The sequence below is a fragment of the Hyphococcus sp. genome, from assembly GCF_041986965.1.
In the GTDB taxonomy this organism is placed as follows: Bacteria; Pseudomonadota; Alphaproteobacteria; order Caulobacterales; family Parvularculaceae; genus Hyphococcus.
This window is the reverse complement of sequence record NZ_JBHIXB010000001.1, coordinates 471,199-488,406: the sequence shown is the minus strand read 5'-3', so window position 1 is coordinate 488,406 and position 17,208 is coordinate 471,199. Positions and strand designations below refer to the sequence as shown.

The 17,208-nt window shown below is 59.0% G+C and carries 20 protein-coding genes; 16 read left to right on the top strand and 4 right to left on the bottom strand.

Going from position 1 to position 17,208, the window contains the following annotated elements; all coding sequences use genetic code 11:
• Window positions 1-101: 101 nt before the first annotated feature.
• From pip to ACFC5L_RS02375, 3 genes are all read left to right on the top strand, one after another.
• Window positions 102-1,058, top strand: a complete 957-nt coding sequence (gene pip, locus ACFC5L_RS02385; protein WP_375201882.1) for a prolyl aminopeptidase — start codon at window positions 102-104, stop codon at window positions 1,056-1,058.
• Window positions 1,059-1,210: 152 nt separating this feature from the next.
• On the top strand, window positions 1,211-1,375 hold the full coding sequence (locus tag ACFC5L_RS02380) for a hypothetical protein (RefSeq protein WP_375201883.1): 165 nt from the start codon (window positions 1,211-1,213) through the stop codon (window positions 1,373-1,375).
• A gap of 163 nt (window positions 1,376-1,538) precedes the next feature.
• Window positions 1,539-2,435 (top strand): hypothetical protein, encoded by an 897-nt coding sequence (locus ACFC5L_RS02375; RefSeq protein WP_375201884.1) that lies wholly within the window; start codon window positions 1,539-1,541, stop codon window positions 2,433-2,435.
• Between the two features lie 17 nt (window positions 2,436-2,452).
• Here the strand turns inward: ACFC5L_RS02375 and ACFC5L_RS02370 are convergent, their stop codons facing one another.
• Together ACFC5L_RS02370 and ACFC5L_RS02365 are read right to left on the bottom strand one after the other, a co-directional pair.
• Window positions 2,453-2,590, bottom strand: coding sequence for a hypothetical protein (locus ACFC5L_RS02370; RefSeq protein WP_375201885.1), 138 nt, complete (start codon window positions 2,588-2,590; stop codon window positions 2,453-2,455).
• A 255-nt stretch (window positions 2,591-2,845) separates the two neighbouring features.
• Complete coding sequence (locus ACFC5L_RS02365; RefSeq protein ID WP_375201886.1) at window positions 2,846-3,589, bottom strand: DUF1223 domain-containing protein; 744 nt, start codon at window positions 3,587-3,589, stop codon at window positions 2,846-2,848.
• A gap of 170 nt (window positions 3,590-3,759) precedes the next feature.
• On the opposite strand from ACFC5L_RS02365, the gene miaB reads away from it, so the two are divergent.
• The 7 genes from miaB to metK all read left to right on the top strand — a co-directional run bounded on the left by miaB (window position 3,760) and on the right by metK (window position 11,025).
• Entirely contained in the window at window positions 3,760-5,139 is a 1,380-nt protein-coding gene (gene miaB / locus ACFC5L_RS02360) for a tRNA (N6-isopentenyl adenosine(37)-C2)-methylthiotransferase MiaB (RefSeq protein ID WP_375201887.1), read from the top strand.
• The gene (locus ACFC5L_RS02355) at window positions 5,136-6,098 is read left to right on the top strand and encodes a PhoH family protein (protein ID WP_375201888.1); all 963 of its coding nucleotides are present in this window, start codon (window positions 5,136-5,138) and stop codon (window positions 6,096-6,098) included. Before miaB ends, ACFC5L_RS02355 begins: the two co-directional genes overlap by 4 nt.
• The gene (gene ybeY, locus ACFC5L_RS02350) at window positions 6,073-6,564 is read left to right on the top strand and encodes an rRNA maturation RNase YbeY (RefSeq protein WP_375201889.1); all 492 of its coding nucleotides are present in this window, start codon (window positions 6,073-6,075) and stop codon (window positions 6,562-6,564) included. Before ACFC5L_RS02355 ends, ybeY begins: the two co-directional genes overlap by 26 nt.
• Window positions 6,565-6,593: 29 nt before the next feature.
• Window positions 6,594-7,490 carry a hemolysin family protein gene (locus ACFC5L_RS02345; protein ID WP_375201890.1) on the top strand — a complete coding sequence of 299 codons (897 nt, stop codon included), beginning with the start codon at window positions 6,594-6,596 and terminating at the stop codon, window positions 7,488-7,490.
• A 16-nt stretch (window positions 7,491-7,506) separates the two neighbouring features.
• Window positions 7,507-9,099: an apolipoprotein N-acyltransferase gene (gene lnt, locus ACFC5L_RS02340; protein ID WP_375201891.1), complete on the top strand. Its 1,593-nt coding sequence runs from the start codon at window positions 7,507-7,509 to the stop codon at window positions 9,097-9,099.
• 102 nt (window positions 9,100-9,201) lie between these two features.
• Window positions 9,202-9,660, top strand: a complete 459-nt coding sequence (locus ACFC5L_RS02335; protein ID WP_375201892.1) for a helix-turn-helix domain-containing protein — start codon at window positions 9,202-9,204, stop codon at window positions 9,658-9,660.
• 144 nt (window positions 9,661-9,804) lie between these two features.
• Window positions 9,805-11,025, top strand: a complete 1,221-nt coding sequence (gene metK / locus ACFC5L_RS02330) for a methionine adenosyltransferase (protein WP_375201893.1) — start codon at window positions 9,805-9,807, stop codon at window positions 11,023-11,025.
• Window positions 11,026-11,053: 28 nt separating this feature from the next.
• Here the strand turns inward: metK and ACFC5L_RS02325 are convergent, their stop codons facing one another.
• Window positions 11,054-11,818, bottom strand: coding sequence for a hypothetical protein (locus tag ACFC5L_RS02325; RefSeq protein WP_375201894.1), 765 nt, complete (start codon window positions 11,816-11,818; stop codon window positions 11,054-11,056).
• Between the two features lie 214 nt (window positions 11,819-12,032).
• Here ACFC5L_RS02325 and ACFC5L_RS02320 point away from each other — a divergent pair, with 214 nt between their 5' ends.
• The 6 genes from ACFC5L_RS02320 to ttcA all read left to right on the top strand — a co-directional run bounded on the left by ACFC5L_RS02320 (window position 12,033) and on the right by ttcA (window position 16,644).
• Window positions 12,033-12,533, top strand: coding sequence for a hypothetical protein (locus tag ACFC5L_RS02320; protein WP_375201895.1), 501 nt, complete (start codon window positions 12,033-12,035; stop codon window positions 12,531-12,533).
• 47 nt (window positions 12,534-12,580) lie between these two features.
• The gene (gene trmB, locus ACFC5L_RS02315) at window positions 12,581-13,261 is read left to right on the top strand and encodes a tRNA (guanosine(46)-N7)-methyltransferase TrmB (RefSeq protein WP_375201896.1); all 681 of its coding nucleotides are present in this window, start codon (window positions 12,581-12,583) and stop codon (window positions 13,259-13,261) included.
• Between the two features lie 57 nt (window positions 13,262-13,318).
• Window positions 13,319-14,611, top strand: coding sequence for an alpha/beta hydrolase family protein (locus tag ACFC5L_RS02310; protein ID WP_375201897.1), 1,293 nt, complete (start codon window positions 13,319-13,321; stop codon window positions 14,609-14,611).
• Between the two features lie 144 nt (window positions 14,612-14,755).
• The gene (locus ACFC5L_RS02305) at window positions 14,756-15,118 is read left to right on the top strand and encodes a PilZ domain-containing protein (protein WP_375201898.1); all 363 of its coding nucleotides are present in this window, start codon (window positions 14,756-14,758) and stop codon (window positions 15,116-15,118) included.
• Between the two features lie 225 nt (window positions 15,119-15,343).
• Window positions 15,344-15,706 (top strand): PilZ domain-containing protein, encoded by a 363-nt coding sequence (locus tag ACFC5L_RS02300; protein WP_375201899.1) that lies wholly within the window; start codon window positions 15,344-15,346, stop codon window positions 15,704-15,706.
• Window positions 15,707-15,759: 53 nt separating this feature from the next.
• Window positions 15,760-16,644, top strand: a complete 885-nt coding sequence (ttcA, locus tag ACFC5L_RS02295; RefSeq protein ID WP_375201900.1) for a tRNA 2-thiocytidine(32) synthetase TtcA — start codon at window positions 15,760-15,762, stop codon at window positions 16,642-16,644.
• Between the two features lie 7 nt (window positions 16,645-16,651).
• On the opposite strand, the gene ACFC5L_RS02290 is transcribed toward ttcA, so the two are convergent.
• Entirely contained in the window at window positions 16,652-17,197 is a 546-nt protein-coding gene (locus ACFC5L_RS02290; RefSeq protein ID WP_375201901.1) for a CDP-alcohol phosphatidyltransferase family protein, read from the bottom strand.
• Between the last annotated feature and the right edge of the window lie 11 nt (window positions 17,198-17,208).

Genomic DNA, 17,208 nt, shown 5'->3' with positions numbered 1-17,208 from the left:
AACGCCCCTGATCACCAAACTCTTATCCCACAGAAAGACTTGTTACCCATGTCTCTCCCCACTAAACGCTAACCGATTGAAAAAGGGTTGTCAGCAGGGAAATGTCCGTAGTTCGCAATTTATATCCGCCTCTTGAGCCCTTTGACGCCGGTATGCTGCGCGTCAGCGATGTTCATGAGCTCTATTATGAAGTTTCCGGCGCGCCCGACGGTAAGCCCGTTGTCGTTTGTCATGGCGGACCGGGCGGCGGCTCCACCCCGTCCATGCGCCGTTATTTCGACCCTCAGCGTTACCGCATTGTTCTTTTCGATCAGCGCGGATGCGGGAAGTCGCGCCCGCACGCCGATCTGACCGACAACACAACATGGCATCTTGTCGAGGACATGGAGAAATTGCGGCGGCATCTGGGCATAGAGCGCTGGCAGGTGTTTGGCGGCTCCTGGGGCTCGACGCTGGCCCTTGCTTATGCGCAGACCCACCCCGACGTGGTGACCGAGCTTGTCTTGCGGGGGATTTTCACCCTGCGGCGGGAAGAGCTGTTGTGGTTCTATCAGGAAGGGGCGAGCTGGCTCTTTCCCGATCTGTGGGAAGGCTATCTTGCGCCGATCCCCGAAGATGAACGCAGCGACCTCATCGCCGCCTATTACAAGCGCCTGACGGGAAGCGACCGCGCGGAACAGATCCGCGCGGCCAAGGCGTGGAGCATGTGGGAGGGCGGCACGGTTTCGCTGTTGCCGTCGGAAGAGCGCGTGCAGGCGTTTTCAAGCGACGCCTTCGCCCTCGCTTTCGCGCGCATCGAATGTCACTACTTCCAGCATGGCGGCTTTTTTGACCGCGACGATCAAATTCTCGCCAATATCGACCGTGTGCGGAATATTCCCGGCGTGATCGTGCAGGGGCGCTATGACGCCTGCACCCCCGTAAAAACCGCCTGGCAATTGCATAAGGCGTGGCCGGAAGCGGAGTTCAAACTGATCGACGATGCTGGGCACGCGGCGTCGGAGCCGGGGATTATCGACGCGCTGGTGAGGGCGACGGATGGTTTCGCCGGTCAATGAGGGGCCTGGAATCAGCGGCATAGGCGAATCCATTGTTTCTGCACGGAATATAGCCGATTCGGCCGTCGATATTCATTGCAAAGCCGTCTGGCGCGACCCATCTAATAGTCTCGCCGGCAAATCAATGCAGGTGAATTTGGAAATTAATCAAAATGTTTAAGAAAAGCGATAATCAAGGCGATAGAACCCCGAAGCCGGCCACAAAAGAAGGCGCTGAAAAAGAAACTGTAGCCGCAAATGATGCTGCGTCCGGTCAGGACAAAACAGTCGCTGCAACGACGCAGCCTGAAAAAACGCCTGAAGAAGCAAAAGCATAAATCGACGCGCGGAGGGCGCTGTGCTCCCTCCGCGACTCCAAAATAAACAGCCTTCAATTCGTTCAAGATGCTGAACGCCGCCCTTTCTCGCGCCCTAACTTAAGTGTTCAGACGCCGATTGGCGGGGCTGCGTATGTTGCACATATCAGATCGGACTATCAGGATGAGTAATCACCACACGGATTATATTTTGATGAGCTGGATGTTCAAGATTATCCTTGCAGCTTTCGCAATCATGGCGATGGGGCTTGTTATCCCCGCTCACGCTCAAGCCGCGGCGTCGGGCCTTCCCGACAACGCCCGCAGCAAGGGTTACCTTGGCGAATGGGAGTGCGAGCGAGGCTATGTAAAAGAAGCTGACGCGTGTGTTGAGGTTTCAATTCCCGAAAACGCTTATGCAACAAACTCCGCCTATGATCGTGGTTGGGAATGCCAATACGGATATCGTCGTGACGGAAACGCCTGCGCCGAAATCGTCTTGCCGGCCAATGCCTATTTAACGGCGCTGGGCTTTCAGTGGGATTGCGCCCGCGGGTTCCAAAAGATCGACAAGGCCTGCGTTCGCATCGACGTCCCCGCCAACGCTTATCTTTCCGGCGATAAATATGGTTTCGGCTGGACCTGCGACCGGGGGTTTCGCGCGCAGGAAACTACGTGCTTGCCTGTCAATGTTCCCGAAAACGCCTTCGCCACGAACGCAACTTATGGTCAGGGATGGGAATGTAATCGCGGTTACCGCGAACGCGCCGGCGCGTGCGCCTTGTTGACGGTGCCGGAAAACGGATTTCTGGTCTCGGGAAGAAATGGCAGCGACTGGGAATGCGATCGCGGCTATCGCGCGGCCGGTGACGTCTGTGCGAAAGTGAACGTTCCAGCCAATGGTTATCTCACCGACACGGCATACGGCGCAGGCTGGAATTGTGAACGTGGCTTTCAGGTCAGAGGCGCAGCTTGCGTCGCCGTCACGATGCCGGGAAACGCCCATCTCGATTATAGCGGCAACGCATGGGAATGTGATGCGCCCTACCGGCGTCAGAACAATCGCTGCGTTCGCGCCTGAAAGCTTCCCGTAGTTTATTACGTTTTTGCGCCCTTCTTTTTGGGCTTGCCGTGGAAAAGCTCCTCCGTCTGAGAGACTGGCGTTGCGGTTTTCTTGGGCTTGTTTTGTTTCGGTTTTTTCGGTTCGCGGTTGCTGCGCTGCTGGCCTTTAGCCATGGACTGGCCTTCCTTTTCGTTGGTTGTAAATATAGGCCGGATGTTTTCGGCGACACCGTTCGAGGCGTGCCGAAAACCGCGTATGAGCCATCCTTGAGACAAGGCTCATTGACGAACCATGTTCATGCGCCTGAGACTAGGCAATAGCAAGTGAAATTCCGTATACCGAGAATTACTTCGAGGTTCGCTATCCGGCGGCGTCAAGAACGCCCGCGCCCATGTTCAAAGGGCGACAAGCAAGGCGTCCGGGGGCTCTCAGCCTGGGCAGTAAGCCGCTGCGACGACGCGTTTCTGTCCGGGCTCCTGGACAATGAGCGCGCAATCCTCGCCTTCTGATGGTTTTTCAACCCACAAGTCGCCGCCGCGTTTGCGGACAACGCCAAGGGGGCGAATGCCGGTCACGACATTGACTTCTTCGAACGTCTTGCCGGTGTTGGCGCCGCCTGTAATGCGCGTCGAGGTGCGTTTCTTGAACGTGACGAGATAGGCGTTGCCGCCGGTTTCGCTGTCGTCGATCTCGAACTGCATGCCGCCGCGGGAAAGGGACGCCTCGATCGCGGCGCCGGTGCGCGGCGCCTGATCGATCAACGCCGTGATCTTTTCTTTTTTGCCGCCGACGGTTTGCGTCTCGCCGCCGACGACGACCTGAGGCGTATAGATCGAGCTTTTGTGGCGGATATTGGCGTTGTAGCGCTTCTGGCGCTTGGTGTAGGCGGCTTTGGAAAACGGGTCCTCCCAGCGGCCGTTGCGCGAACTTGTCATGTTCCAGTAGTCGACATGCCAGGACAGGGCGACGACATCGGCGCGTTCGGCGATTTCCGGAAACAGGGCGGCCGCCGGCGGGCACATGGAGCAGGCCTGGGACAGGAACAACTCCACGAGAACGGGCGGTTCCGCCTCCGCAGAGGCGGAATCCTGCGCCCCTGCCGGCCCCGAAAACAGGCTCAATCCCGCTGCTGCGCTCGCGAGCGCGCGCAAAAAACACCGATTTGACGTCATCAACACCCTCAAGAAAGCGATACGCGCTCTCTCCCTGCGTCTAATTTGCCGCGCAACCAGTGCGCGATCAAACCAATAATGCTCACAAGGCCGCGATTATCGCACACTCATTGCATTGCCGGGCCTGCCCGCCTAAATAGCGGCGCTTCCGTGATATATGACAAGAGACCATGACCGATCCGCGGCCAAAACAAGGTAAATCCGTCTTCATCCGCACCTATGGGTGCCAGATGAATGTCTATGATTCCGAGCGTATGGCGGGGCTGTTAAAGCCCCTGGGCTATGACGTCGCCGCGGCGCCGGACGGGGCGGATCTTGTTATCCTCAATACATGCCACATTCGTGAGAAGGCGGCGGAGAAAGTCTATTCCGAGCTGGGGCGGCTGAAACGTCTTAAAGCCGACAAAGCCAAAGCCGGCGGCGAGATGAAGATCGCCGTGGCGGGCTGCGTTGCGCAGGCCGAAGGGCCGGAGATTACGGCGCGCGCGCCGCAAGTGGATATGGTGGTCGGCCCGCAGGCTTATCACCGCCTGCCGGAGCTGATTGCAAAAGCGGCGCGCGAGCGCGGCGATATTCTGGATACGGACTTTGCCGTCGAGGAAAAATTCGACCGGCTCGCGATGCGTGAGGCTGACGGGCCCACGGCCTTCCTCACCGTGCAGGAAGGGTGCGACAAGTTCTGTACGTTCTGCGTCGTGCCTTACACCCGCGGCGCTGAAGTTTCGCGCAATGTGGACGCCATTGTCGCCGAAGCGCGCTCGCTTGCGGCGCAAGGCGTTCGCGAAATCACCCTGCTTGGCCAGAATGTGAACGCCTGGGGCGCGACGCCCCCGGCTGGCGTTTCCGGCGATCAATGGGGGCTTGGCGATCTGTGCCGGCATCTTGCGAAAATCGACGGGATCGAGCGCATCCGCTTCACCACCTCCCATCCGCGCGACATGGATGACGGGCTCATCGCGGCCTTTGCCGAGGAAGAGAAACTGATGCCTTATCTGCACCTTCCCGTGCAGGCGGGCTCGGATAAGATCCTGAAGGCGATGAATCGCGGCCATACCGCCGAGCACTACATCAAATTGATCGAACGGATCCGCGCCGCGCGGCCCGATATCGCCCTTTCCGGCGACTTTATCGTCGGTTTCCCCGGCGAAACGAGTGAGGATTTTGAAGCCACATTAGCCCTTGTGGAGACAGTCGGCTACGCCTCGGCCTATTCCTTCAAATATTCCCGCCGTCCCGGAACCCCGGGCGCCGCCATGGCCAAACAGGTGGCCGAAGACGAAAAGGATGGCCGCCTCGCGCGTCTGCAAAGCCTTCTCGAGACCCAGCGTCAGGCCTTTAATCAGGCGCAGATCGGCGCCGAACTCCCGGTTCTTTTTGAAAAGCCCGGCCGTCATGAAGGCCAGCTCATTGGCCGCTCCCCCTATTTGCAAAGCGTTCACGTTGAGGCGCCACAATCTTGTCTCGGAACAATTGCTAAGGTGAAGATCGAAGGCGTGACGCCGAACGCCCTTGCAGGCGTGTTGTTGAAAATGGAAGAGGCCGCCGCTTGAGCGAACAGAAATCTTCAGGCGAGATCGAACATATCGACTTTGACGACAACCGTCTGGTTGCGGCCCTTTCCGGCGAACATGACGCCCATCTCTCCATTCTCGAAGACGCCCTTGATGTGCGCATCAATCCGCGCGGCAACCGCTTTGCCGTGTCGGGCGCGCAAGGGGCCCGGTCACGCGCGATCGCCGCGCTTTCCTCTCTTTACGCCCGGCTTGCGCGCGGCGAGGCGGTGGCCGCCGGCGATGTGCGCGCCGCGGCGAAACTTTCCGAAGCGCCGGTCGAAGTTCATTCCATGAGCCCCGGCATCAAGACGCCAAAGCGGCTGATTACGGCGCGGACCCCTAATCAGGCGGCGTATCTGCGCGCGCTCTCTGAAAACGATCTGACTTTCGGCGTCGGTCCGGCGGGCACAGGCAAGACTTATCTCGCTGTCGCTCATGCGGTGGGGCTTTTGCTGTCGGGCCAGGTGGAGCGGATCATTCTTTCGCGCCCGGCGCTGGAGGCCGGTGAACGCATTGGCTTCCTGCCGGGCGAAATGCGCGAGAAGCTCGATCCTTATATGCGCCCGCTTTATGATGCGCTCTATGATATGATGCATACGGATTATGTGGAGCGACGCATTGCGGCGAACGAGATTGAAATCGCGCCGATCGCTTTTATGCGCGGGCGCACGCTTGCGCGCGCCGCCGTTATTCTTGATGAGGCGCAGAACGCGACGCCCGCCCAGATGAAGATGTTCCTGACCCGTCTCGGCGAAGGCGCTCATATGGCGATCACCGGCGATCCGACCCAGACGGACCTTCCGTCGGGCGAGGTTTCCGGCCTCGCCGATGCGCTTGGCATTCTCACCGGCGTCAAGGGCGTCGCCGAAGTGCGCTTCGAGGCGTCAGACGTTGTCCGCCATCCGCTCGTGGCGCGCATCATCGCCGCCTATGACAAACGCGGCGCCCGGAAATGATCCCCAGACGATGATCGAGGCGGTGATCGAGGATGAAGGCTGGAGCGAGCTCCTGCCGGATGCGGCGGCGCTGGCCGGGGCGTGCCAGACCCATGCGGCGGCGGTCGAGGCGGAAATCGGGCGTGAGATCGCCCTTCTGTTCTGCGATGACGCCGCCATGGCGGACCTCAATTCCCGGTTTCGGAGCAAGGACGGGCCGACCAATGTTCTGTCTTTTCCTTCCGGGGAAGCGGAGGGGTTTCTGGGCGACATCGCCCTGGCGCGCCAGACCTGCGCTACGGAAGCCGCCGGAAAAGGGATTTCATTGCGCGATCACGCGGCCCATCTCATTATCCATGGCATGCTCCACCTGATCGGCTATGATCACGAGACGGAAAGCGAAGCGCTCCAGATGGAGCGGCGCGAGACGGAGATCCTGTCAGCCATGGGGATTGAAGATCCTTATGGCCCTAAAGATGATGCATGAGCGGACGGACGAGATGAACGGCGAAGCCAATGACGACTGAAGAGAGCGGCGACGAAAACGGATTTGGCGACAGTATTCTGGCGCGGCTGCGTTCCATGATTGGAAAGCCCGGCCGCGCTGATGACATCGCCGCCGCTATCGAGAATGGCGACAATACTGTCACGCGGGTATTCGATCAGGCCCGCCGCGAAATGATCGAGCGGGTCATCGCCTTCGACGAAAAGAAAGTCTTCGATGTGATGGCGCCGCGCGCGGATATTTCCGCCGTGGATATCGATACGCCGTTGCAGGAGTTGATCCGCCTGTTCTCCGAGGCGGGCCATTCGCGCATGCCGGTTTATCGCAACGATCTCGACGATCCGGTGGGGATGGTCCACATCAAGGATGTGATCGGCCTCATCGCTGATGACGCCAAGCCCTTGCCGGCTTCGGGCCCGATCTTGAAGACGCTTCGGCGCGATGTTCTTTACGTTCCGCCCTCCATGCACGTCACCGACCTTCTCCTCAGAATGCAGGCGTCGCGCATCCATATGGCGCTTGTTATCGACGAATATGGCGGCACCGACGGCCTCGTTACAATTGAAGACCTCGTTGAAGAAATTGTCGGCGAAATCAATGACGAGCATGACGATGAAGATGAGCTTGTCATCACCGCCCTGCCCAGCGGCGGCTGGGAGGTGGACGCCCGTGTTGAGCTGGCGGATTTCGAAGAAGAAACAGGGCTTCATCTCGATACGGAGGATGATGAGATCGACACGGTCGGCGGCTTCGCGGTTTCGCTGGCGGGCCGCGTGCCTCAGCGCGGGGAAGTCCTGTCCGCGCCGAACGGCTTCGATTTCGAAGTGACCGAAGGCGATGCGCGCAAAGTCCGCAAGTTGCGCATCCGCCCGTCCGCTGCGAATGCGCCGGGCAAGGCTGCGGAGTAGGCGTTTGCAAGGCGTCTTGTCTCGATTTTCAGAAATGTTGACGCGCGGCGCTGAAAGGGTCCGTTCGGCGTCGGGCTGGCGGCGCTGGTTCATGGCCTTTGCGGCGGGGCTTGGCTCTGCAACCGCGCTGGCGCCGCTTTATCTTTTGCCGATGATGGCGGTGGGTCTGACCGTGCTGGTTCTGCTGATCGACGGCGCCGCGGCGAAAGAAAAGCCAAAGCGCAGCGCCTTCGTCGCCGGATGGTTCTGGGGCTTCGGTTATTTTCTCGCCGGCGTTTACTGGATGGCCTTGTCGTTTTTTGTGCAGGCCGATCAGTTCGCCTGGATGGCGCCTTTCGCCGTCACTGGCATGCCAGCTTTCCTTGCGCTCTTTACCGGCGCGGCGGCGGCTTGTTGCGCCGCCTTTCCCAGAACCGGCTGGGCGCGCATTCTTTTCTTCACTGGGGTTTTCGCGGCTGTCGAATATGCGCGCGGTCATATTCTGACCGGGCTGCCGTGGAATTTGACCGGGCAGGTGTTTGCGGGCGGCGCCGTCGGATCGCAGACGGCGGCCTGGTATGGCGCATACGGATTAAGCCTCGTTGCGATCTTCCTTGCAGCCGCCCCGGCGGCGGGCCTTGAGGCGCGTGAAAACGCGAAGCCGCTTTCCGGCTTCATGGTCATGTTTGGCGGCGCGGCGCTTTTGTTCGCCGCCGGCGCTCTGAGGCTCGCCCTGCCGGAGCCGCAAGGCGACGCCCGCCAGCTCGTAAGGATTGTCCAGCCGAATATTCCTCAGCGGGAAAAAATCCAGTGGAGTTACTGGGCGAAAAATTTCGAACGCCAGATGGAGCATTCCCGTGGGGCTGTGCCGCCGGACGCCCGGCTTTTCATCATCTGGCCGGAAAACGGCGCGCCCCTTCTCAACGAATCGCCGTCGGCGCTTGAGTTTTTGTCGGAGGACCTGCCGGAAAAGTCCGTGCTGATCGCCGGGACCGTGCGGCGCGAGCAGAGTGAAGATGGAGAGGAGCGCTGGTATAATTCCATTGCCGTGGTGGAGCAGGATGAAGGCCGGCGACGGATTACGGGCCACTATGACAAGCATCATCTGGTGCCCATCGGGGAATATCTGCCCTTCTACGATGTTTTGAAGCGGATCGGCGTCGCCTCGCTGACACCTTATCAGGATCGCGGATTTTTCTCAGGGCGGGGTCCGGAGACCCTCTCCGCGGGCGGCGCCTCTTTCTCCCCCATGATCTGCTACGAGGCGATTTTTCCGGGCGCCTCTTATTCGAAAGGCGACCGCCCTGACTGGCTTGTCGTCGTGACCAATGACGCCTGGTTCGGCGACAGTTCCGGTCCGCGCCAGCATCTCGACATGGCGCGACTGCGCGCTGTGGAGACGGGCCTTCCCATGGCTCGCTCGGCGAATACCGGCGTCTCGGCGCTGATTGACGCAAAAGGACGCATCCTGGCGCGTATCCCGCTCTACGAGGCGGGCCGGATTGATGCGCCTTTGCCGCCGAAATTGCCGCAAACGCTGTACGATCGCGTCGGAGACTGGCCTTTTTTGCTGTTTGTGCTGATTTTCCTGATACTGCCTTTTCAGCGAAAGCTGCTTGCAACTGCATGATTTTACTGACGCCGCCTTTGCGCGTTTATAGGCAGTGGCTTATAAGCGGCGGCTTGGTACCCGGGGCCAGAAGGCCCCGTTAGTAAGGCATTGGGAAGAACTATGGCGAAACCGCAGAAAGCGGCGGAAACAACTTCGGGGGAAGGGGGCAAGCGTAGCGGGCCGCATCCGATCGATGTGCATGTGGGTTCACGCGTCAAACTGCGCAGAATGATCCTGGGCATGAGCCAGGAAACGCTCGGGAAGTCGCTCGGGCTGACCTTCCAGCAGATCCAGAAATACGAAAAAGGCGTGAACCGCATCGGCGCGAGCCGGATGTATGAGCTCTCGCGCCTTCTCGAAGTGCCGGTGCAGTTCTTTTATGACGATTATGGCGATCGGCCGGCCGCTATCGGTTTTGCCGAAGGCGAGCCCGGCGAGCGGGTTATGGCGCTGGTGAACTCCCCTGAAGGGGTTCAGCTTTGCCGCTATTTTTCGGAAATCAAAGACCCCCAGGTCCGTAAACGGGTGCTCGATCTGGTGAAATCCATCGCCGAAACCGAAGGCGTGGTTCCCTCATAGGGGCCGAAATACCCCTTTGCATCTTTTCACACGCCATTCGCGCCGCCTCTGGAAAAACTGTTCCCTTTCGGTTGGACAGAGCGGCGTGGTTTCTGTATAGCCGGGCATATAAAGTTTTCCTTATATGTGAGGTCTAGCATTTCCATGGCTCGTCAGTCCTATCTTTTTACCAGTGAAAGCGTTTCAGAAGGCCACCCTGACAAGGTTTGCGACCGCATTTCCGATGAGATCGTCGATCTGATTTACCGGGAGGCTGCGTCCTCCGACATGAATCCCTGGGATGTGCGGGTCGCCTGCGAAACGCTCACCACCACCAACAAGGTTGTAATCGCCGGCGAAGTTCGCGCGCCTGAAGCGCTGATGGACGGCAAGGGCGGGGTGAAACCCGAGGCCTTTGTTGAGGCCGCCCGCGGCGCCATCAAGGCCATTGGCTACGAACAGGACGGCTTCCACTGGAAGACGGCTGACATCGACGTCCTTCTCCATGGCCAGTCGGCCGATATCGCCCAGGGAGTCGACAAGGCGGCGGACGCCAACGCCGAGGGCGCGGGCGACCAGGGCATCATGTTCGGCTATGCCTGCCGTGAAACGCCGTCGCTGATGCCGGCGCCGATCTATTACAGCCACAAGATTCTCGAAGATCTGGCCGCCGCCCGCCACGCGGGGAAAGGCGATGCGGGACTGCTCGGTCCTGACGCCAAGAGCCAGGTCACCGTGCGCTACCGCAATGGCGAGGCGGTGGAGATCACCTCGATCGTTCTGTCGACGCAGCATCTCGATGGATCGTGGAATTCCGCCAAGGTGCGCGAAGTGGTTGAACCCTATATCCGCAACTCCGTTGCTGAACTTCCGATCGCCGAGAATTGCGCCTGGCATGTGAACCCCACGGGCAAATTCGTCATTGGCGGGCCGGACGGCGACGCCGGCCTCACCGGCCGCAAGATTATCGTCGACACCTATGGCGGCGCGGCGCCCCATGGCGGCGGCGCTTTTTCCGGCAAAGACACAACCAAGGTCGACCGGTCAGCCGCCTATGCGGCGCGCTATCTGGCGAAAAACGTTGTTGCGGCCAATCTCGCCGACCGTTGCACCATCCAGCTTTCCTATGCGATCGGCGTTGCGCAACCGCTTTCGATCTATGTGGATCTGCATGACACGGGCAATGTCGACGAAGAGGCGCTGGAACGGGCCCTGGGCGAAGTGATGGACCTGTCGCCTTCGGGCATTCGGCGCGTGCTCGATCTTAACAAGCCGGTCTATGCGCGCACGGCGGCTTACGGGCATTTCGGCCGCGAGCCGGATGCGGAAGGCGGTTTCTCCTGGGAGAAAACCGATCTGGTCGATGCGCTGAAAAAAGCGATCTAGACGGATCGACCCTACTACACGCGCCGCGTCAGGAAAGCGGATACTTGGTCACAAGATAATCCGCGCCTACAATCGCGATGACGACGAGTAATATCGAAATAAAAGTCCTTGATCGGCCGAGGGCGAAAGCGGTGATGAGACTGATCAGCGTCATCGAAATAGCTATTCGGTATATTCGATAATCTAGCAGAGAGATATAGCTGCCGGGCTCTATCCGTTGATAGATGACCTCGATGCCGCTTCCGAAAATGCGTTGCCCTAAAACGGAAGCGGCGGACATCCAAAAAACCAAGATTAACATTTTTCTCAGGGATAGCTTGCGCCAGTAGCTTACAGCTCCCAGCAATACGGCAACCACAGCGGTGCCGATGTGCCAATAATAATCGGCTTGAAATCGTTTAAGTATCTGGTCATCCCCCCATAGCGCTGCAGAACTCGAACTGGATGGAGAGCCTAAAAAAATAATTACGAAAATGACGACCAGTGAAAGGAAGGAAATTATTGCTGATCCCGCCGCTGTCAGGCCGGACAAACGGACAGATTTAGTGTTTAAAAGGACGTACAGTGACAAAGCGCACAATGTCAGAGACCGATTCGTGTTGTCGCTGATTGAAACCTGCGTCGGAAACAAGTCTAGTAAAGCCTGCCAGAAGTCATGTGTGGCATTGCTCCATGAAGTCACAAGGGCGTGCAACGGTTCCGAGAACTGATAGAAAACGCCTAAAAAACCCAAAAGTGTCAGCACATGCCCTAAAGGGCCAAGCTGCTTAAGAATCAGTCTGAGCCAACTCATTTGCCCCGCCCCTTCAGACGCCCCAAAGCTATCCTTTCAAAATGAGGGCGCGTTATCAATGGTAATAGAGATAGAGAAATTCATGTACCGGGGTGCAACATAATGATATTATTAGATTTTTTGAGATGACGTTTAATGATGAAGGATCGGCGCAACCGTCGATTGCGGGCCGTCATACTCGTCTATGACGGCAACTATTATCTGGAGAAGAGTCATGGTCCGTACGGTGCTCACCATTATCGTGACATTGTTTTGTCTTACCCAGTCCGCTGCGGCTGGGAGCCCGTCTGTGCTGCTCAAGCAATTCGAGGGCCGCTGGACCTCGGATGGCCCAGCCTTTGGCGGCGCGGCGCAAAGCGTCATGATTTGGGCCCCGACGCTCAAGGATAAGTTCTTCCGTCTCGATTACAGCGTGGCGGTGACGCGCGATGACGGCGCGTCTTTCACCTTTGAAGGGGTCGCTCATTATCGGCTTGGCGAGGGAGAAACGCTTTCAGCCTATTGGGCGGACAATTCCGGCGATCTTCATCCGATCCGCGCGGAACGCGACGGCGATGCGCTGGTCGCTCATTGGGGCGTCGAAGGCGCCAAGCAGGGGCGCACCCGCTATGAGCTGTTGTCGTCCGCCCGGATGCAAGTGACCGACTGGATCAAGACCGAAGATGGCTGGCGTCAGTTCAATCAGAACCAATTCAATAAAGCTGCGGCGGAATAACCCTTCAAGGCTTGAGAGCGCCGTCCTGCCCCGCTAAGCACCGCGCGATGAGCAGTGAGAAATATATCCCCCGGCTTTACGGGCGACAGCAAGACAAGCCCTTGAAGCCGCGTCAGGCGCGCCTGATGGAAACCCTGCTGCCGCGCATCGCCGTTCCCATGGGCGCCGCCGTCGATCCGGAAAAACTTTTTCCGCAGGCGGAGGAGATTCATCTCGAAGTGGGCTTCGGCGGCGGCGAACACCTTGCCTGGCAGGCGGAGAAGCATCCGAAAACAGGGTTCATCGGGGCGGAGCCTTTCGTCAACGGCGTCGGCAAGTTGCTCGGGCTTGTGGATGAGGCGGGGCTTGAGAATGTGCGCATTCACCATGGCGACGCGCGGCCGCTCATTGAGGCGCTGCCGGACGCGTCGCTCACCCGCCTCTATGTTCTGCATCCTGACCCCTGGCCGAAAAAGCGCCATCACAAGCGCCGGATGATTTCTCCGTGGTTTTTTGCGGCGGCGGCGCGTCTTTTGAAGCCGGGCGGGGAACTTCGCGTCGCCTCGGACATTCGTGACTATATTCGATGGACCCTGATGCATGCGCAAAATGCGAGAGATTTTGAATGGACGGCGCAATGCGCGGCTGACTGGAAGCAGCGCCCGGACGACTGGCCGCAGACGCGCTATGAAGCGAAGTCGTTGCGCGAAGGGCGCACGCCCGCCTATCTCGTTTTTCGTCGCAAATGAGAGCCGTTTACGCGATTTTGATTTGCGGCTTTCGAGGAGGCGCAAGCAAATAGCGCCATGACAAATCCCCTTACTAAGTTGTGTTTCTTGTTGGCGTCGCTCGCGCTTGTTTCCGGTTGCGCCAAGATGACCCTCGCCTGGGCCGATCTAAAGCCTGCCGGACCGTCGCCGGCGCCGCCGGCGCTCGGCGCTTTTGCGGGTGACGCAGCCATCAACACTCCCTCGGACTGGGAGGCGCGCAAGCCGCTTATTCAAGAGGCGCTCGAAGCGGAAGTCTTCGGCGCATTTCCGGACGCCTCCTCGACGCGCGTTCTCGATAAGCGGGTGCTGAATGAAAGCGCCTTTGGGGGGCGAGGCGTTCTCGAAGAATGGACCTTGTCGGCGACGGCAATTTTTGACGACCGCGCCGTGGTCACAAAACCTTTCCCCGGTCATGACGGCTTCCTTCTCGAACTCGTCCTGCCTGCACAAGCATCGGAGCCAGTTCCGATCATCCTCATGGAAACGTTCTGCCCGTCATGGGAGGTTATTTCAGACCCTGCCGTGTCGCGCCCGGCGGATGCGCGCGAGATGGGCGGCGGGCCTTTGGGCGGGATCATGACCTATGTGTTCGGGCGCTATATCTGCACGCCGCCTTTCGAGATGATCCTGGAGCGCGGCTATGGCGTCGCTGTCCTTTATCCCAACGCCGTGCCGGACCGGCGCAGCGAAGGGCTGGCGGAATTGCGCCGCCTTTCCGCCGGTTATGAGGATGATGAAACCCGTTGGGGCGCTGTCGCCGCCTGGGGCTGGCTGTTTTCACGGGCGATTGATGCGCTGGAAACGGACCCGCGCATCGACAGCCAGGCGATCGCGACCTGGGGGCATTCGCGTTACGGCAAGGCGGCGCTGGTCGCCGCCGCCTGGGACCCGCGGGTGGCGGCTGTCGTCGCCCATCAGTCCGGCACCGGCGGCGCCTCGCTCAACCGCGAAAAGAAAGGCGAGAGCGTTGGCGATATTACCGGCGGCTATCCGCACTGGTTTGCAAAAAGCTATGCCGCCGCGGCAGGTGAGGAAGACGAGATGAGCACCGACCAGCATTTTCTGCTGGCCCTCATTGCGCCGCGGCCTGTCCTTCTCGGCAATGCGCGCCGGGATGTGTGGTCCGACCCCAACGGGGCGTTCCGCGCGGCCATGGGCGCCGATCCGGTCTATGAGCTTTTAGGATCGGACGGTTTGTCGCAGCCCCGTCTCGACGACTGGCGTCCTAAATCCGACATCGCCTTCTGGTTGCGTCCGGGCACCCATGGCGTTGTCAAAGAAGACTGGCCTGCTTTTCTTGAGTTTCTCGACGCGCAGCTCAAAAACTAGCTTTTGACGCACTGTCCTAAGCCTAAAAAAACCTTGCGGAAAAGTTTTCAAAAGAATTTCGGCTTTAAACAGGTTCGTTCATCCTTCTCGTTTAAGTTGCATCCCGCCTCGGGGGAGGCGTTTCTCAAGAGGCGAGGGAGAGAGATGGACGACAACTTGACGGACAACCGGAAAAGTTTCCGATTTGGCTTAACCGCCTCGGTTGATGTGATGGACGGCGTGGAGCGGCACGGCTTTGGCACGCTGATCGATTTTTCACGGGACGGCGTGGGCATTCGCAGCATGACGCCCTTGAATATGGGCCGGAAATACAAGTTTCATATTCGCGGGGTCGGCACCTGGAGCGGCGTCGTTGTGCGCCGGTTTGACGGCCGCAGTTATGGCGTCCGCTTTGAAAATTCAGAATCGGAAAAGCGCCAGATCGACCGTATCCTGATGGATATGATGGACGGCAAGATGGACACTTCCCAGGTCCGCAAAGCCCGCTCGCATATCCGTGCATTCTAATCAAGAAAAGATGAGTGGCTGATTGGCGTGGTTCGCCAACGGCTTCCAAGCTGACAAGCGTCTCCGGCGCTAGGATCTGTCTAATGGCGCAGCGCTGAATTTCCGTATTCGGAACAAATATTGAAGGCCGGAATAATACCTTGAAAATTGTACTTAAATGACTCAGCATGTTTTGCGCGAAATTTTCTTCCGGAGTCTATAAAGGCGCCTCATGGGGAGGACGCCATGACCAATGAAAAAGAAAATAGCGGTGATGTCAGCCGCAAGAGCTTTCGTTTCCAATACGCTGCGCCGGTGGATATTGTGCGCGGGACTGAACGCCACTCTTTTGGCACCATGATCAACGTATCAAGGGGCGGCGCTGCTTTTCGGGCCTATGCGCCCTTGCAGATGGGCGCCGCCTACGAGATTCATATTCGCGGCCTGGGATCTTATCCCGTTACGGTGGTGCGCCGGTTCAATGGGGAGTGTTACGCCGCGCGCTTTGATGTCGAAGAGGCTGTAAAGCGCCGGATCGACAAAGCCCTTGCCGCGCTATTCGGCGCCGAAAATCAAGGCGCAACTGAAAAGACTCGTTTTTCAGCGTGACAAAGGCCGGAGCTTTATGGTTTTAAAGAGCGCCCCAACAGGGATGCGCTTTCATGGCCGACGGCCCCGCCTTTGACGAGGAAACAGAAAATGGCGCCGGCAGGCTGCCGGCCGCTTACGCGCATGCGCCCTCTTCGGTCTCGTTCAAGAAGCTCAGAAAGCGTCTCCTGCGCCAGACCCAGGAAGCTGTCCGGCGTTTCGGCATGGATGGCGCGCGCAGTGACGGCAGCAGGGATGGCGGTCCGCAGAAATGGCTGGTTTGTCTCTCCGGCGGCAAGGACAGCTATACGCTGCTCGCCGCGCTTTTGGACCTGAAATGGCAGGGCGCCCTGAAAGCAGAGCTTGTCGCCTGCAATCTTGATCAGGGCCAGCCCGGCTTTCCCAAACATATTCTGCCTGACTATCTGGAAAGCCTCGGCGTCGAATATCGGATCATCACCGAAGACACATATTCCATCGTCACGGACAAACTGCCGGAAAACAAAACCTATTGTTCGCTCTGTTCGCGCCTGCGCCGCGGGATCCTCTATCGTGTGGCGCGCGAGGAAGGCTGCGACGCCATCGTTCTTGGTCACCATCGCGACGACGCGCTCGAGACATTCATGATGAACATGTTCCATGGCGGGCGCATGGCGGCGATGCCGCCGAAACTCGTCAATGACGAGGGCGATCTCTTCGTCCTGCGTCCGTTGATCCTGTGCGCCGAAGACGACATCGCGAAATTTTCAGCGGCCATGCAGTTTCCGATCATTCCCTGCAATCTCTGCGGATCGCAGGACGGGCTTCAGCGTCAGGCGATGAAAGACATGCTCGATGAGTGGGAACGCCGCCGCCCCGGCCGGCGCGAGGTGATGTTTCGCGCCTTGCAGAATGTGCGGCTTTCCCATCTCGCCGATGAGAAAGTGTGGGATTTTGAAGGGCTGACGCGTCAGGAATAAGGTTGGCTCAGTCTTGCGCAAGCGTGCGCAGGGTCGCGCGCCAATAGCCAGCCAGCGTGACTATGGCGAGGATCGCCGCCAGACCGAGAAGCGCTGCTGTCAGGACATCCTGAGCCAACCCAATATTCGGATATGCCGCGGCTGGAAGCATGGCGAGGCCAAGACCGGCAAACGCAAAAGCTATTTTCAAAGGCTCCAGCGGCGATGGGGGAATGGCGCTGCGGCCCTTCAACGCTTCTGCAAAGGCGGCCGCAAAGAGGTCGCGCAGAACCAGGATCATTGCGAAGGCGGCGCTCCAGATCGGCATGACGCCCGCAGTCAGGAGGCCGGCGACGGCGGCGAGCGTCAACATCCTGTCGCCAATAAGATCGAGCATCGCCCCAAAGGCGGAGGCTTCGCCAAGGCTACGCGCCAGCTTGCCGTCAAGGATATCGAGCGCGCCGGCGACAAGAAAGAGCGATAAGGCGATCCAGCCCGGCCCGTGTAACGCCAGCAACAGGAATAGCGGAATCGTCAAGCAAAGGCGGAACACAGTGACGGTGTTTGAGATCATCGCTGTCGGTT